General features: G+C 62.3%; 14 protein-coding genes. 2 read left to right on the plus strand and 12 right to left on the minus strand.

Going from position 1 to position 16,805, the window contains the following annotated elements; all coding sequences use genetic code 11:
• Positions 1–72 precede the first annotated feature (72 nt).
• Complete coding sequence (locus EV700_RS01840; protein WP_130410656.1) at positions 73–1,371, minus strand: adenylate/guanylate cyclase domain-containing protein; 1,299 nt, start codon at positions 1,369–1,371, stop codon at positions 73–75.
• Positions 1,372–1,520: 149 nt separating this feature from the next.
• On the opposite strand from EV700_RS01840, the gene EV700_RS01845 reads away from it, so the two are divergent.
• Positions 1,521–2,447: an alpha/beta hydrolase family protein gene (locus EV700_RS01845; protein ID WP_130410657.1), complete on the plus strand. Its 927-nt coding sequence runs from the start codon at positions 1,521–1,523 to the stop codon at positions 2,445–2,447.
• Between the two features lie 2 nt (positions 2,448–2,449).
• Here the strand turns inward: EV700_RS01845 and EV700_RS01850 are convergent, their stop codons facing one another.
• Positions 2,450–3,121, minus strand: coding sequence for a spermidine synthase (locus tag EV700_RS01850; protein ID WP_130410658.1), 672 nt, complete (start codon positions 3,119–3,121; stop codon positions 2,450–2,452).
• 172 nt (positions 3,122–3,293) lie between these two features.
• Between EV700_RS01850 and EV700_RS01855 the strand changes: the two genes are divergently transcribed.
• Positions 3,294–3,869, plus strand: a complete 576-nt coding sequence (locus EV700_RS01855) for a hypothetical protein (protein ID WP_130410659.1) — start codon at positions 3,294–3,296, stop codon at positions 3,867–3,869.
• A gap of 394 nt (positions 3,870–4,263) precedes the next feature.
• Here EV700_RS01855 and EV700_RS01860 read toward each other — a convergent pair whose 3' ends face one another.
• The 10 genes from EV700_RS01860 to clpB all read right to left on the minus strand — a co-directional run bounded on the left by EV700_RS01860 (position 4,264) and on the right by clpB (position 16,666).
• Positions 4,264–4,923: a polymorphic toxin-type HINT domain-containing protein gene (locus EV700_RS01860; RefSeq protein WP_165391291.1), complete on the minus strand. Its 660-nt coding sequence runs from the start codon at positions 4,921–4,923 to the stop codon at positions 4,264–4,266.
• A 48-nt stretch (positions 4,924–4,971) separates the two neighbouring features.
• A complete protein-coding gene (locus EV700_RS01865; protein WP_130410661.1) occupies positions 4,972–5,643 on the minus strand; it encodes a Hint domain-containing protein in 672 nt (223 codons plus the stop codon).
• A gap of 95 nt (positions 5,644–5,738) precedes the next feature.
• Positions 5,739–6,926: an iron-containing alcohol dehydrogenase gene (locus tag EV700_RS01870; protein WP_130410662.1), complete on the minus strand. Its 1,188-nt coding sequence runs from the start codon at positions 6,924–6,926 to the stop codon at positions 5,739–5,741.
• Positions 6,927–6,932: 6 nt separating this feature from the next.
• Positions 6,933–7,409 carry a hypothetical protein gene (locus EV700_RS01875; protein WP_130411451.1) on the minus strand — a complete coding sequence of 159 codons (477 nt, stop codon included), beginning with the start codon at positions 7,407–7,409 and terminating at the stop codon, positions 6,933–6,935.
• A gap of 172 nt (positions 7,410–7,581) precedes the next feature.
• A complete protein-coding gene (locus tag EV700_RS01880) occupies positions 7,582–8,781 on the minus strand; it encodes an efflux RND transporter periplasmic adaptor subunit (RefSeq protein WP_207224544.1) in 1,200 nt (399 codons plus the stop codon).
• Positions 8,774–11,140 (minus strand): ABC transporter permease, encoded by a 2,367-nt coding sequence (locus EV700_RS01885; RefSeq protein WP_130410663.1) that lies wholly within the window; start codon positions 11,138–11,140, stop codon positions 8,774–8,776. The genes EV700_RS01880 and EV700_RS01885 overlap by 8 nt, the downstream gene beginning before the upstream one ends.
• Entirely contained in the window at positions 11,137–11,844 is a 708-nt protein-coding gene (locus EV700_RS01890; RefSeq protein WP_130410664.1) for an ABC transporter ATP-binding protein, read from the minus strand. The genes EV700_RS01885 and EV700_RS01890 overlap by 4 nt, the downstream gene beginning before the upstream one ends.
• A 178-nt stretch (positions 11,845–12,022) precedes the next feature.
• On the minus strand, positions 12,023–12,931 hold the full coding sequence (locus EV700_RS01895) for an oxygenase MpaB family protein (protein WP_165391292.1): 909 nt from the start codon (positions 12,929–12,931) through the stop codon (positions 12,023–12,025).
• A 145-nt stretch (positions 12,932–13,076) separates the two neighbouring features.
• The gene (locus tag EV700_RS01900) at positions 13,077–14,075 is read right to left on the minus strand and encodes an AraC family transcriptional regulator (protein WP_130410666.1); all 999 of its coding nucleotides are present in this window, start codon (positions 14,073–14,075) and stop codon (positions 13,077–13,079) included.
• Between the two features lie 5 nt (positions 14,076–14,080).
• Positions 14,081–16,666 (minus strand): ATP-dependent chaperone ClpB, encoded by a 2,586-nt coding sequence (gene clpB / locus EV700_RS01905; RefSeq protein WP_130410667.1) that lies wholly within the window; start codon positions 16,664–16,666, stop codon positions 14,081–14,083.
• Positions 16,667–16,805: the final 139 nt, after the last annotated feature.

Below are 16,805 nucleotides of genomic sequence, written 5' to 3' on the forward strand. Positions count from 1 at the left end.
GTATCCTGAGGGGTGGAAGATACAGGGGTAAACGCGGGGGGCGGGAAAAGGGGTTAAGCCCGCGAAAATATTTTAGGCGGCAGCCTGACGCCGCTCCGCCAGCCACCAGGTTTCCATCTCGCCCTTGCCCTTCACATAGATCGACCCGCGCGGCAGGCAGACAAAATCGTCCTCCACCCGCGCCTTGGTCTCGGCGCTGATCTGCACCCGCCCCGGCTCGCCGTGCGATTCCATGCGGCTGGCAGTGTTGACCGTATCGCCCCAGACATCATAGGTAAAACGCATCGCGCCGATCACCCCGGCAATGACCGGGCCGGTGTGCATGCCCAGCCGCAGGTCCAGCGCGATGCCGGTTTCCTCGCGAATCGCCTTCACTTCCTCCACCAGATCCAGCGCCAGTTGCGCCATCACATGCGCGTGGTCGTGACGCGGGTCGGGCGCGCCGGAAATGACCATGTAGGCATCACCAATGGTCTTGATCTTCTCCGCCCCCGCCGCCCGCACCTGCCGGTCAAACCGGGTGAAAATCTTCTCCAGCAGGCTGACCACCACCTCGGGATCGTGCTGCGAGGCCCACGGCGTGAACCCGGCGATATCGGCGAACAGCACCGTCACCTCGGGATGATGGTCGGCAATCATGCGGTCACGCTGGCGCAACTCCCCGGCAATCTTCGTGGGTAGCACCGCGTGCAGCAGCCGGTCGGAACGCTCGCGCTCGATCGTCAGGTTCTCCTCGCTGCGCAGCACTTCCTTCTGAAACAACGCCACGATCAGCACCACCGACTCGGTCACCATCAGCGCATTCACCACCCGCATGGTGGAGAGCATCCACTCCGGCACCAGCTCCATCGGCAACACCGGTCGTGTGAACACCGTCAGTCCCGCCGCCAGCACTGCCATGCACAGGATGACGAAGGTAAAACGGGGAACAGTTTCCTCATGGGCGAACAGGGTGCGGGCCAGCAGCGCGCCGACAATGGCGTACAGATAGACGCCCAGGCGATCCCCGGTCAGCCACACCAGCACCGCCACCTGCGCCACCAGCGTCACCATCAGCCACAACCGCGCCAGCCGGTGCTGCGCCAGCGACGCCGCCCACATGCCCATGCCGTACATGGCCATGGAACCGGCATTGACGGCCAGCAACTCGCGCGCGGCCGCCCACGGGGTGCTCACCAGCGTCAGCAGCAGGTAAAACGCCGAAATCAGGAAGGCCGCCCCCAGCGAATAACGGGTCAGGCGTTCGCGGCGCTGCCGTTCCACCTCGGTGGCGTGCGGCATGGGGCTGAGCAGGTCCAGCCAGAAGGCCCGGTCAGGGCGGCGCAGGTAGGCACGGGGGTCGAAGGCGCAGTCGTCGTCGGGCTTTTTCATGAAGGTTATCGGACGGAAGGGACTGCTCTGATATATGACAGGAAACCCCCGGGCAGGCAATCCGTGTCACCCCGGCTGAGCACGCATTGACAAGCCGCCGCCGCCGGACGATAAATCCGGGATCATTCCCGCCCGATACCCCGATTGCCATGCGCCTACGACTGATGCTGCTAACGGCCGCCTTCCTCTGCCTGTCGGTTCAGGCCCGGGCGGAAAGCCTGCTGCTGGACGGCCTGAAAGCCGAAGTCTGGCCGCCCGCCGCCATCAACGGGCGACAACCGGTCATCCTTTTTTCGCATGGCTTCCACGGTTGCGCCACCCAGTCCACCTTCCTGATGAAAGCCCTGGCCGCGCACGGTTACTGGGTATTCGCCGCCAACCACCATGACGCCGTCTGCAATGGCGGCGAATCGCGCATGCGCGACCGCCCGGACTCCCCGTTTCGCAAACCGGAAACCTGGGATGACGCCAGCTACCGTGATCGCGCCGACGACATCCGCCGCCTGATCGCCGCACTGAAGCAGGATACCCGCTACCGTGACCGGCTGGACTGGACGCGTCTGGGTCTGGCCGGGCATTCGCTGGGCGGCTATACCGTGCTGGCCTTGTCCGGCGCATGGCCGTCGTGGAAACTGGAGGGGGTGAAAGCGGTGCTGGCGCTGTCGCCCTACGCCCAGCCGTTTATCGTCAAGCCGTCACTGGCCGGGCTGACCGCGCCGGTGATGTATCAGGGCGGCAGCCGCGATCCGGGCGTTACGCCGTCCATCCGCAAGAACAGCGGTGCTTACGAGCTTAGCCCCGCCCCGAAATACTACGTGGAATTTGAAGGCGCCAGCCATTTTGCCTGGTCGGATCGCGGTGAACTGGCGCAACCGCAGATTGTGGATTACAGCGTCGCCTTCTTTGACCATTACCTGAAAGGACTGCAGACGCCGGCGCTGACGGTGCGGGAAGACGGCGTTTCCGACCTGCGCTATAACTCGGAGCTGGGGAAGCAGGAAGGTTCGGTAAAGCCTGAAGAGCCGGAACATCGTCCCGGCTTGCTGGGAAGGCTGCGGGCAAGGTTGCAGCACTAGGATCAGCGCTTCTTCGCCAGCCAGATCAGATGCCGCGCACCCTTGTTGCCGTGCGCGCGCACCGGTACTTCCTCCACCAGGAATTTCGCCTTCTTCAGGCGGATGGTGAACATCGGGTCCGGCCCCGCCGACCAGATTGCCAATACGCCGCCGGAACGCAGTGCCGCCATGGACGCGTCCAGCCCGGCCGGGGAATACAGCCAGTCATTGCTCTTGTGCGTCAGCCCCTGCGGCCCGTTGTCCACATCCAGCAAAATGGCGTCGAAGGCTTCCCGCTCCGTTTTCAGCACCCCGGCCACATCGCCCACATGCACCTTGGCGCGCGAGTCCTGCAAGGGATTCCCGGCATGCTCGCCCAACGGCCCGCGATTCCACTCCACCACGCCCGGCACCAGCTCGGCCACCACCACCTCGGCGGTCGGCCCCAGATGCTTCAGCGCGGCGGCCAGCGTAAAGCCCATGCCCAGGCCGCCAATCAGCACGCGCGGCTGCGGACGCGAGGCGACGCGGGTGCAGGTAATCTCGGCCAGCTTGTCTTCCGAACCGTGCGTGCGCGAGTGCATCAGTTCACCCCCCCCGGCAATCTTGATGGCGAAATGCGGGCCTTCGCGGAACAGGCGCAGTTCGCCGCCGTTGGGAATGGGCGCGGTATCAAGGAGTTCGGGGCGGTGCATGGCGGAGCTCGGACAACGGGAAATGGCGCGTAGGGTAAGGGGTTTTGCCGCATGCACCAAGTATTTTGCACACCGGCTGTCCGATGCTGGAGCCGTATGATGCTCCGGGTCATTGAAAACTGTCCTCAAATCACCTAGAAACAGGAATCCGCTTTACTTCAGGACACATCACATGAGCAAGGACATCAACCCGTACGCAGTGAAAATCCCGATTTCCGGAACTGCCGCTCCGCTGGAATCACGCTTCCGACTGAACGGCAAGATCCTGATTCTGGAAAAAGGGAGTGATCTGCCCCACCGTTGCGTCAAGTGTAACGCCCCTTCCGCATCGAATCTGCGTACCACACAATTACGCTGGCATCACCCCGCCTGGTTCCTGACCATGTTGCTTAACCCGCTGATTTACATGGTGGTGTATTTGATCGTGAACCAAAGCGCCCGTGTCACCATTGGTTTGTGTCCGCAACACCGGCGCAGCCGGAATCTGGCGCTGGCAGCCGCGCTGGTCAGCCTTTTTATAGGCTTCTGCCTGATGCTTACCGGCACCAGCACCAGGAACGACACCTTCAGCAAGATCGGCATGGGAGTGACCGCATTAGCCCCTTTGCTGGCCGCCTGGAAAGGCACCACTGGCATCCGTACCGTGCGGATCGACAAGAAGGAAATCCAGCTGAAAGGGTTCAGTCAGGCTTTTCTGGATCGACCACAAGGACGGGACTGGCTGTCCGCACCCAAGATCGGCCGATAGTTCGCACGAAATCCTTCGTTGCCTGGTCATGGGCAGAGGTAGGCGGCACATGCGCCAAGAAAATGGGCGCCGGATGCTGTGCGAATACCGCCGAAGATTACTGACGCAATGCGCAAGGAGTTTGGGAAGGACACTACTAACAACAAGGATTTACCGGTGGGCGGGGCGAAGCGGTAAGGGGGCGGCAAGGAGGCGATTCGCTTGCCCCCTGCGGCAGTTTTGGCGTGGAATTGGCGGATGTGTGTGAAATAATAATCCGTCACTTGGGTAGGATGGGTTGAGGTACGAAACCCATCATGATGTGATGATTATGGTGATTGCCCGTGATTAATTCACCCGATTAATCATCGTAATCAAGACACCTGAATTTTTTGAGAGTGATGGGTTTCGTGCCTCAACACATCCTACGCTTGCTGTTGTTACTACAGTCAATGCTATGCACTAAAACACCAATCTCACCAATATAATAGACATGACAATTCTCCACCTCAACATCATATACACTGGCCTTATATCGCTGATAATCATCATCGCCGTATCCACAGGTATTGTTATCAAAATCACCAAAAAACACGCTGCTATTGAATACTGGACCATTTTTGGTCACATCAATCAATGTTCCTGTTTGAGTTGACCAATCCAACTCCATCCACGCTTGACCATATTTCTTATGGCTCAACAATGGATTGGTATACAGAACAGTTCCCGAACCATCCTCATTAATAATCTCAAGTTGATCGTTCATTTGCAGTAGTTCAGCTGCCGTCCATCCTTTATACCCGCGATTACTATTAGCGATCCAAAAGGGATGATTATCTGTGACTACAAAAACCTCAACCTTCCCATTCCCATAAACCGAGACAGCCTTGACTAATTCATCCTCAAAAACCATCTTTTTAGTAACCGGTTTATACCCCTTAACACCAGTACCCCCCTCGGATTTTGACAAAATCATGTCACCTACTCTTATTTCCTGAATAGGCACCAAACCACGATCCGTATGAATCAACGTCCCCGCAACAAACCCACTGCCTTGAACTATCCGATCACTCACTCTCAACCCCTGATAACTCAAAGCCCTTCTAGTGATGGGTTTCGTTCCTCAACCTATCCTACGCTTGTCGTTGTTATTACAGTCAATGCCATGTACCAAAACACCAAGCTCACCGATATAATAGTCATGATGACCCTCTACCTCAATATTATATAAAGTAGCCTTAAATAAATCATAGCGGTCATTGCCAAGTCCATCAACATAAAAATTATCGTGAGGGCCTTCCGAAAATGCTTCCTCATGATAAAAAACATGATTATCAGAAAGATCTATCGTTATCCCGATGGATTCCGAATAATTAACCTCGAACCAAGCAGAATTTTCATCGTCCGTTCTATAGAGCGGATTAGTGTAAAAAACTATACATTTTTCATCTGAATTAACTAACTCCAACTGATAATTCATTTGCAACTTATCAGCCGACATCCAACCAGCATCACCACAGGTATTGTTTTTTACCCAGAATGGGTGACTTCCACTAACCACGTAAACTTCAAATTTTTTCTTGGTTTTTCCATAGACTGATAGCGCTTTAACGGCCTTGTCTTTGTAGCAACATTTGTTCAGCACTCGTTTGTAATCTGGCTGACATGTACCATTTTCAGGTTTTGACAAGACCATGTCACCATCCCTTAATAGTTCAATCGGAACTAATCCTTTATCAGTATGAACAAGAGTTCCCGCAACAAACCCACTGCCTTGTATTATCCGATCACTCATTATCAACCCCTGATAACCCAAAACCTATCACAAGGCGCATGTATCTTTAAATGAAAAGGGGACGCTAGCGCGTCCCCCTTCTTCCCCTTTTCACCTCACTCCCACGACCTCTTCAAGATCGCCAGCGCCTCCTCATAATCCGTTTCCTTCGGATTGAAGATAATCGCCCCGTCATTGATCGTCAGATCCGCCACATGCTCCAGCTGATCCAGCGCCACCTTGCCGGTTTCCTTCAAGGTACGCGGCAGCTTGCAACGCTCGTACAGCTCGTCACGCATCGCCTTGATGTGCGCAATCGCCTTCTGCGGACGCTGCGACACCGGCGTGGCGGCATAGACATCGGCCCCGGCCAGCGGCAGCAGCAGCTCACCAATACGGTCGGCGCTGGTTTCCAGGTTGTATTCCAGCACATAGGGCAGGAACAGGCTCATGCACAGGCCGTGCGGCAAATGGCACACCGCGCCCAGCGAGTGACCCAGCGCATGCACCAGACCCACCATCGAATTCGAGAACGCGGCGCCGGCCATGGTCGAGGCCTGGGCCAGTTCCAGACGGCCTTCGGCGTCCTTCGGGTTCTCCATCACCTTCATCAGGTTCTGGCTGATCTTGCTGATGGCGGCGGTGGCGTAGGCATCGCTCATCGGGTTGTGCGCCATGCAGGTGAAGGCTTCGACGGCGTGCGTCAGCGCGTCCATGCCGGTCATGGCGGTGATGTGCGGCGGCAGGGTCAGCGTCATGCGCGAGTCGAGCACGGCGGCGTTCGGCATCAGGAAGTAGGAGGTGAACGGCATCTTCACACCCTTTTCCTTGTCGGCGATCACCGCGACCAGGGTCACTTCCGAGCCGGTGCCGGAGGTGGTCGGCACCACGAAGAAGGGCTTCAGCGGACGCTTGAGGTTGTGCGCGCCCATGTACTTCATCAGGTCGTCGCCGCCTTCGGTGACGAGGATGTTGACGCCCTTGGAGGTGTCGATGACGGAACCGCCGCCGATGGCGATGATGGCATCGCAGTTGTTGGCGCGGAACATCGCGGCGGCGTCGCGCACGGTGGTCAGGCTGCTGTCGGGCGGCACGTCGTCGTAGATGGCGGCGATGACGGCTTCCGCGCCCTCAAAGGCGGCTTCGACATGGGCCAGCAGGCCGGCGCCGCGCACGCCCTTGTCGGTGATGATCATGGGACGCTTGGCTTGCAGCGTGGACAGCTCGAACGGAATGTGTTCCAGCGCCATGTGGCCGGCGACGATTTTGACGGGACAGAAGAATTCGTAGTAAGGCTTGGCCATGGTGCATCAGCTCCGTGTCAGGAAAAGTTTGCCCACCAGCGCATAGATGCGGGCGGCTTTCTGGATTTTGTCGCTCAGTTGCAGGTTCACCGGATAGCGCTTCACGGCGCGTTCGGCCACCAGTTTCGGCAGGATCAGGGCTTCCATGCGGTCCAGGCAGCGCACCAGGCGGATAGCGTAGGACACTTCGCCGTCGGCGACCATGCGGTCATTGGCGAAGGCGCGCGCGGTGCTTTCCTGGAAGGTGAAGACGAGGAAGGCGTGCGACAGGTGCTTGATCTTGATGCTGAGGCCGGGACGGGCGGTGCTGCCGTTGGCCAGTTCCAGCGTGCCGTGCGGGGTGACGCGGACGCGGAAGGACGGGCCGGCGGGCATGACGATCATTTCGATTTCCAGTCCGGCGGGAAACGCGGCGACTTCGCGGGCGATTTCCTCGTCGACTTCACTGGCGGCGACCAGCCCCTTGCCCACGACCTCCATCATGATGATGACGTAGATCCGTTGCAGTTCGAGCAGGAGTTTCTGTTTGTTCACGGGGGTACACCTCCTGGTGAAAATTGTTGGACAAAATCGGGATGCCGGGACACTAGCATCCGTCATCCGGTGGGGCAATAGATTACGCTGCCGGGGCGTGGCGGGATAGGACGAACGGTTGTCATTGGCCGTTTTCTACGCGAATTCCGTCGGCAAGGCGACCGTCAGGTTGCACGATGACGGTATCGCCCGCCTTGAGCCCGGTCAAGATTTCGGCCTCCAGACCGTTGCGGTGGCCGACGGTGACCGGGGTCAGCACCGCCCGGCCGTCGCGCAGGGTGAACACCGCCCAGCCCGGTCCTTGCCGGAACAGCGCCGCGGCGGGCGCTTGCAGCACCTGCTCGCCGCGCCACAGGCGGAAACGGGCTTCCAACCGATAGCCGTCGCCCAGCCGCCGCCATTGCTCGGGCGGCGCAGTAATGTCCAGCACCACAGTGACACGCTGTTCATCCACCCCCAGTGCGGAGACGCGGGTGAAACCCACCGGCTCGATGCGGCGGACGGTGGCGGCCAGCGGTTCACCGCCCCAGCGTTCCAGCGTCGCGGCCATGCCGGGCTGCAATTGCACGGCGTCAGCGCTGAGTACATCCACCACCACTTCCAGCGCGGCGGGGTCGCCCACTTCCAGCACCGGTGCACCGGCCATGATCACGCCCTCGCTGTCACGCAGCAGGCGCAGCACCGCCCCGGCAGCCGGGGATTTCAGCGCCAGCACGCCGCGCGCCGAGGGACTGTCGCCCGCGTATTGCAGGGCGGTGCGGGCGGCCTGCAGGTCGTGGCGGGCCACATCCTCGGCGAAACGGGCGGAACGCAGCGCGGCGTCAGCGCGCTGGCTGGCGGCGCGGGCGGCGGCCAGTTGCTGTTCGGTGACGGCCTGGGTCGGCAGCAGTTTTTGCAGGCGGTCGAGTTCGGTTCTGGCGAGGGCGGCATCGGTGCGGGCGGCGTTGACAGATTCGGCGGCGGCGGACAGCCCTGCATTGGCGGCCTCGACGCGGGCCTGCGCTTCGGCGCGGCGGCGGTCATCGAGCGCCTCGGCGCGCAACGGCTCCAGCTGCGCCAGCGTTTGTCCGGGCTGCACGGCATCGCCCACCCGGGCGCTGACGCGGCGCAGGTAGCCGGAGATCGGCGCGGAGAGCACGAAACGGTCACGCACGCGAGCGCGGCCCTCTTCCTCCAGCGATACCTCCAGCGGAGCTACCGTCACTTTGGCGGTCTCGACGCGCAGCGGCGCGGGCATCAGGCCCCAGGCCAGCAGGGCGGCGAGGGTCAGGGTGATGGCGGCCCAGATCAGGCGGCGGCTTTTCACTTTAGGATCACGCACTCTTCAACACTCCCACCATATCCAGCCGCGCAATCTTGCGCCACGCCACCACGCCCGACACCACCGCCGACAGCACCACCACCGCCGCCGAGAAGGCGATGTTGTAGGGGCTGATCACCAGCGGAATGCGGTACAAATCGGTTTCCAGGCTGCCCGCCATGAACTGGCACAGGCCCACCCCGAAGAATACGCCCAGCGGCAGCGCCAGCAAGGTCAGCGCCGCCAGTTCTCCCAACAGGATATAAGCGGCTTCCGCCCGGGTATAGCCCAGCACGCGCAGGCTGGCCAGTTCGCGGCTGCGTTCGGCCAGCGCCATGCGCACGGTGTTGTAGACCACGCCGAAAGCGATCACCGCGCCCAGCACGGCGTTGATCAGGGTGAAGGTCAGCAGCACGCGCTGCATGGTTTCGTTGAAACTTTCAATCAGGGTATGGCGCAGGTTCACCGCCGCCACGCCGGGCATCTCGCGCAGGCGCTGGTAGATAACATCGGCCTGCCGGTCGTCAATCGCCAGCAGGGCGCTGCTGATCGCCGGGCCTTCGCGCAGCAGCCGGTTCAGCGCGGCCTGCCGCAGGTAGACGCCCATGCCCATGTATTGCTGCGTCAGCGCCGCCACCCGCACTTCCCGCACCGGCCGCGCGCCTTCCAGCACTTCCACCCGCACGCTGTCGCCCGCCTTCACCCCCAGCTTGCGCGCCAGATGCTCGTTGAGCAACAGGCCGTCCTCGGGCAGCGCCAGCGGCCGCAACTCCAGATCCAGCACCTGTTGCAGGCGGCGCCGATCGGGCAGGCCCTGCAAGGCGGTGCGGTAGCTGCAGTGTTCGTGGCGCAGGCGCACGGCGACGCTGCGCTGGCCTTCGGCATACAGCACGCCGGGCATGGCGCGCAGGCTGCCCAGCGCCCGTTCCGGCCTGGTCTGGCTGAACACCACTTCTACATCCTGGCGCTGGGTTTTGTGGAACTGCACGAACATCATCTGCTGCACCGCGTCCTGCTGGAAATTGCCGACCATCATGATGCCCACCGCCAGCGCCATGCCGGTCACCGCCAGCAAGGCGCGGGCCGGACGACGCGACCAGTGGCGCAGGATCATCCGCTCCGGCGCGCCCAGCCAGCGGCGCAGGCCGAGGCGCTCCAGCCAGGTCAGGCGGTAGCGTTCCGGCGGTTCCGGGCGCATCGACTCGGCGGGCGGCAGCGCGGCGGCGGACAGCACCGCCCGCGCCGTGCCGGCCAATGTCGCCATCAACGTCAGCAAGGCCACCGGCAGCAGCCACGGCGTGTTCAGGTTATAGATCAGTTCCGGAAAGCGGTAGTAATCGGTGTAGATACCGGTCATCAGCTGCCCCAGCCACGCGCCCAGCGCAAAACCGCCGACGATGCCCAGCCCTGTAATCAGCAGTATCAGTTGTCCGTAATGCAGGGCGATGTCGCGGCTGCTGTAGCCGAAGGCTTTCAGCAAGGCAATCACCGGCCGTTGCGTGCTGACCAGCCGCGTCACCACCACGTTCAGCAGGAAGGACGCCACCGACAGGAAGATCACCGGGAACAGCCAGGCCATGGTGCGAAGCTGTTCGAATTCCTCGCTGAGGAACTTGTTCGAGAGCTGGTCGGCGCGGCTGATGACGCCCGCCCCGCCCCACCGCGCCAGCAACAGGTCGAGCCGTTGTATCACCGCCGCTTCCGGGGCTTGCGGTTGCAGGCTCAGCACCACGCTGTTGAAGGCGCCGTCCAGGTTGAAGGCCTTGGCCAGCGGCTTGCGCGCCATCCACAGCACGCCGAAATGACGGTAGTCCGGCATCATCGCGCCGGGGGCGATCTGGTAGATGAATTCCGGGGAAATGGCGATGCCGGTGACCTGCAGCACCCGCTGCCGTCCGTTCAGCACCGCCGTCAGCGTCGAGCCGGGATGCAGGCGGTGCGCCTCGGCGAAGGCGTCGCTGATCAGCACCTCGTCTTCGCGCCAGTCGCCGGGCCGCTGCCCGGCCAGGATCTCCAGCCGGTTCAGCTGCGGCTGGCCGCTGTCCGGCAAGGAGACCAGCTGCCCGGTCACCGGATCGCCGAAACCCGGCACCGTCAGGCTGACCGGCGCGGTGATGCGCGTTTCCACCGCCGCCACTTCCGGCCAGCGCGTCACCGGCTCCGCCACGGCCTCCGGGGCGCGGGTCAGGCTGGCAAAGAGATGGGCAAAACGGGTGTCGCGGTAGAAACGGTCACGGGTCTGTTGCAGCGAGTCGTAGGTGGACACGCTCATCACGCACACCCCTACCCCGGCGACGATCACCAGCAGGATCGCCAGCGCCTGGCCGCGCATCTGCCACAGCTCGCGCCACAGCTTGCGGTGCAGGACGGACGGCTTCACCAGTGGATGTCCTTGGGCGATTGCGGGTTGGCGTTGACGCGCACCTCGCTGATGCGGCCGTCGGAGAGCAGCATCACCCGGTCGGCCATGCCGGCGATGGCGGCGTTGTGGGTAATGACGGCGGTGGTGGTGCCCAGTTCGCGGTTCACCGTTTGCAGCGCTTCCAGCACGATCAGGCCGGTTTGCGAATCCAGCGCGCCGGTGGGCTCATCACACAGCAGTACCTGCGGCCGCTTGGCGATGGCGCGGGCGATGGCGACGCGCTGCTGCTGGCCGCCGGAAAGCTGCGCGGGGAAATGGTCGGCGCGGTCGGACAGGCCGACCAGCGCCAGCGCCTCGTCGGCGGACATGGGATGAGCGGCGATCTCCGTCACCACTTCCACGTTCTCGCGGGCGGTGAGGCTGGCAATGAGGTTATAGAACTGGAAAACGAAGCCAACGTGATGGCGGCGGTACTCGGTTAGTTCGCGGTCACCGGCGCGGGTCAGGTCACGGCCACTGTACTGCACTTCGCCGGAGGTGGCGGTATCGAGACCGCCGAGGATGTTCAGCAGCGTCGACTTGCCGGAACCGGATGCGCCCAGCAGCACCACCAGTTCCCCGCGATACAGCTCCAGATCGACGCCGCGCAAGGCATGGATCTGCTGTTCGCCCATGTCGTAGGTTTTGGTGAGGGCGCGGGCACGGAAAACGAGGTCGGGCATGAGGTATCCGGGGGCTTGAGTCCCCTCTCCCCTTGTGGGAGAGGGTTAGGGAGAGGGGTGCGGAAAGTCGCCCAAACACACAGACCGTTCAAGCTCGACCGGCGTACCCCTCTCCCCGGCCCTCTCCCACAAGGGGAGAGGGAGCTCCATTGATCATATCCCTCCCCGCCCCTCCGCTCTACCCCTGCCTCGCCTCCTTCTTCCCCAGCGACTCCGGTCGCAGGTCTTCAATCCGGTACGGGCGATCGCCGTAGGTGCGGTTGCGCGGCGAATCCGGCAGCACCGGATACGGGCCGGTGACGACATGACGGCGCAGCTTTCCATACGCCCGCAGCGCCCGCTCCAGCACCGGCCGCAGATAGCCCGGCGGCAGGCTCACCTTCACCGCGTTCAGGAACGGCAGGTCATCGTCGAACAGGCTGTAAATGACCGGCGAGGCCTTGCCGCGCAGCAGCGGCGGCAGCCAGCTTTCAAAAATGGCGAGGGTAGCGGCGGCCACAGCGGCGCTGTCGTCATTGGGCTTGAAGGTGCGGCGCTTGTAGTCCGCCACCCAGCGGTCGAAGGCGGCCTTGCTCTCCGGAATGCCGGGAATGTGCATGCGTTCGCCCAGCCCGGCCCAGAAATAAAACCAGGCCCGCTGCTCGTGCGGGGTCATCGGCCGCGGGCCAAAGTGCGTGGTCCAGCGGATCGGGAATTCGATGAAGGTCCAGAGCACGAACAGGAAGTCGGCGGCCGCAATGCGGTAATGGCCGTGGCTCTTGTTCACCCGCTCCAGCGCACGACGGCCGAATTCGCCATCCCAACCGGAGTCCATGATGTGCGTCATCAGCAGCCGGGTATCGTCATAGCGCTTCTGGCCGCTTTTGCTGAACTGGCCGGTGGCGTTCAGCACCTTGGAGACCGTGGCGCTGCCGTAGGTGTAGAACAGCGCCAGCTCCAGCGCGCGCTGGAAGTCCCAGGGAAATTCGTAGGCGGTCAGCAGATGGACGATGCGCTGGCAGTCGCGTTTGGCGTCCAGCCCGGCGATTTCGCGCGCCACCCCGGCATCGGGACGGAAGAAGAAGCGCTTGTGGTAGGTGGCGGACATGGGAACCCTCTCGACGGTTATTATTTTCAGCCCCCGGCAGTGGCGGCCATAACGCCGATTGTGCGCCGTGTCCATGACCGCCGTTAAGCTCCGATGCCGCCTTGATGGGTGCCGATCACGCCAATATGGCGTCTTTGGCACCCTATCAGCGCGCGGATCGCCAGTCTTGCGGCGGCACGCCGGTCCAGCGCTTGAAGGCGCGGCGGAAGGCGGAGACGTCCTGATAACCCAACGTCGCCGCCACCGACGCCACGGTGTGGCCGGGCAGTTCCAGATGCAGCTGCGCCTGGCGGCACAGTTCCTCATCCAGCAATTGCTGGTAGGTCGCCTGTTCCGCCGCCAGATGCCGGGTAAGGCTGCGCGCGGAAACATGCAGCGCCGCCGCCACTTCCGTGATCGTCCACAACTGCCCCGGATGCTGCTGCAACACGCGCACTACCCGCGTCCGCCAGGTTTCGCGCGTTTCCAGGCTGGCACGCTGACGCTCGCATTGGCGCACCGCTTCAGCATGCACTTCCGGATCGGCAAAGGGATTGGGTGTGTCCAGCTCGCTCAGTGGCAGGCGCAGGACGGTATGGGCATGGCCGAACGTCACCCGGCCATGCAGATGCGCGGCATAGCGGGCCGCGTGATCGGGTGCGGCGTAACCCAGCCCGATCTCCGCGCCGGTCACCGGCCGTCCCAGCGGTTGTTCGATCACCCAGAAGATCGAGGCGATCAGCGCTTCCATCAGGAAGATGCCCACCGGGTCGTAGGGAATGTCGCTGAACAGGGTCAGTTGCAGATGCTCGCCGGTGATGACACGGTTCATGGTCATCACCGGCAGGCGCAGGATGCCGAAGCGTTCCAGCATGTCCAGCGCCAGACGCGGCGTCGGTGCGGAGGACGCAGCCACGCCCATCGCTCCGTGTGCTGACAACGGCATGCGGCAGCCGATCTGCAACCCCAGCGCCGGGTTGCCCGACAGCGCCAGGGCGTTCAGGATGATGCGGTACTGGTCGGGCGCGCTGATCAACGCATCCAGCCGGAACAACTGGCCGGAGGTGACCCCCGAACCCGCCAGCAACCGCGCAACGCCCGCCTCGTCCAGGCGGAGTTCGCGGACGAGCAGGCGGGAGTAGGTGGCGGGGAAATCGGGGGGCATGCGCGTCAATGCAGCTTCTGCTTCCCGAACACCAACCGCCCCTGTTCCACATCCGCCACAATCGTATCCCCGGCCACGAATTCCCCGGCCAGCAGCTTCTGCGCCAGCGGGTTTTCAAAGCCGGTCTGGATGGCGCGCTTCAACGGCCGCGCGCCGTACACCGGGTCGTAACCGGCCACGATCAGCTGTTCCATCGCCGCCGTGGTCAGCTCCAGCCGCAGGTCACGTTCGGCCAGGCGCTTGCGCAGGCGTTCCAGCTGGATCTCGGCGATGCCCTGGATCTGGCTTTCTTCCAACGGATGGAACACCACCACTTCATCAATGCGGTTGATGAATTCCGGGCGGAAATGCTGCCCCACCACTTCCATCACCGCCAGCTTGATGTGGTCGTACTGCTTCTCCTCGCTGAAGTTGCGGATCACATCCGAACCCAGATTGGAGGTCATGATGATCACCGTGTTCTTGAAGTCGACGGTGCGGCCCTGACCATCGGTCAGGCGGCCGTCTTCCAGCACCTGCAACAGCACGTTGAACACATCCGGATGCGCCTTCTCGACTTCATCCAGCAAAATCACCGAGTACGGCTTGCGACGCACGGCTTCGGTCAGGTAACCGCCCTCTTCATAACCGACATAGCCGGGAGGCGCGCCGATCAGGCGGGAAACGCTGTGCTTCTCCATGAATTCCGACATGTCGATGCGAACAATCGAGTCTTCGGTATCAAACAGGAAGGTCGCCAGCGCCTTGCAAAGCTCGGTCTTGCCGACGCCGGTGGGGCCGAGGAACAGGAACGAGCCGGTCGGCCGGTTGGGGTCGGACAACCCGGCGCGGGAACGGCGCACGGCATTGGCGACGGCGGTCACGGCTTCATGCTGGCCGACCACGCGCGAATGCAACGACTCCTCCATGCGCAGCAGCTTCTCGCGCTCGCCTTCCATCATCTTGCTGACGGGAATGCCGGTCGCTTTCGCCACCACTTCCGCAATTTCAACCTCGGTCACCTTGCTGCGCAGCAGCTTGTGGGTGCCCTGTTCCACTTCCTGCGACTGGCTCAGCTGCTTTTCCAGTTCGGGAATGACGCCGTATTTCAGGCGCGACATTTCCGCCATGTCACCGTTACGCTGCGCCTTTTCGAAGTCGAAGCGGGCCTTGTCCAGCTCCTCCTTGATCTGCTGAGCACCCTTGACGCTGGCCTTCTCGGCCTGCCAGATCTCGTTGAGGTCGGCGTATTCACGCTCCATCTTCTCGATGGTCTGTTCCAGCGTTTCCAGACGGGCGACGGAGGCCTTGTCCTTTTCCTGCTTCAACGCTTCCCGCTCCATCTTCAGCTGGATCAGGCGGCGGTCGAGCTTGTCCATTTCTTCCGGCTTCGAGTCCATCTCCATGCGGATGCGCGAGGCGGCTTCGTCAATCAGGTCGATGGCCTTGTCCGGCAGCTTGCGGTCGGTGATGTAGCGGTGCGACATCTTGGCGGCGGCGATGATCGCCGGGTCGGTGATGTCGACGCCGTGGTGCAGTTCATAACGCTCCTTCAGGCCGCGCAAAATAGCGATGGTGTCTTCCACCGACGGTTCGTCCACCAGCACTTTCTGGAAACGGCGCTCCAGCGCGGCGTCCTTCTCGATGTACTGGCGGTATTCGTCCAGCGTCGTCGCGCCGACGCAGTGCAGCTCGCCGCGCGCCAGGGCGGGCTTGAGCATGTTGCCCGCATCCATCGCGCCCTCGGCCTTGCCCGCGCCGACCATGGTGTGCAGTTCGTCGATGAAGAGGATGATGTTGCCTTCCTGCTTCGCCAGATCGTTCAGCACCGCCTTCAGGCGTTCCTCAAATTCACCACGGAACTTGGCGCCGGCGATCAGTGCGCCCATGTCCAGCGACAGCACCTTCTTGTTCTTCAGCCCTTCCGGCACTTCGCCATTGACGATGCGCTGCGCCAGCCCTTCGACGATGGCGGTCTTGCCGACGCCCGGCTCGCCGATCAGCACCGGGTTGTTCTTGGTGCGGCGCGACAACACCTGGATGGTGCGGCGGATTTCATCATCGCGGCCGATCACCGGGTCCAGCTTGCCGGCCGCGGCGCGCTCGGTCAGGTCGATGGTGTACTTGCTCAGGGCCTGACGGTTGTCTTCGGCATTGGCGTCGGTCACGGGTTCATCTCCACGAATGGTCTGGATGGCGGCGTTCAGCCGGTTCTTGTCGACGCCGCTCTGTTGCAGCGCCTTGGCGATGGCCCCGCCGGCTTCCAGCATGGCCAGGATCACCATTTCACTGGCGATGAACTGGTCCTGCTTCTTTTGCGCCAGCTTGTCGGCCAGGTTCAGCACCTTGCCCAGCTCCTGTCCCACCTGCACCTCGCCGGTAGGATTCTTGATCACGGCCACGCCTTCCAGCAGCTCGTTGAGCTTGCGCTCCAGCGCGGCGATGTTGCCGCCGGACTGGCTGAGCAGCGGCCGGGTGCTGCCATCCGGTTGCTGCAGCAAGGCCAGCAGCAGGTGGGCGGGTTCAATGGTGGTATGGTCGCGGCCGACGGCCAGCGACTGGGCCTCGCTGAGGGCCTGTTGCAGTTTCGCGGTCAGTTTGTCAAAGCGCATGATGGGATCTCATTCACACAGCAATAGTGGGGTTGTTGTAGAAATGAGGTATAGACGAGTTATTTCAAGGCGAGGATTTTTTCTTTTTTCGCGGGGGAAAACGGGTTGAAAAACAGGCATTCATCCACACACGCCGTAG

It is taken from the genome of Fluviicoccus keumensis (assembly GCF_004217445.1).
In the GTDB taxonomy this organism is placed as follows: domain Bacteria; phylum Pseudomonadota; class Gammaproteobacteria; order Pseudomonadales; family Moraxellaceae; genus Fluviicoccus; species Fluviicoccus keumensis.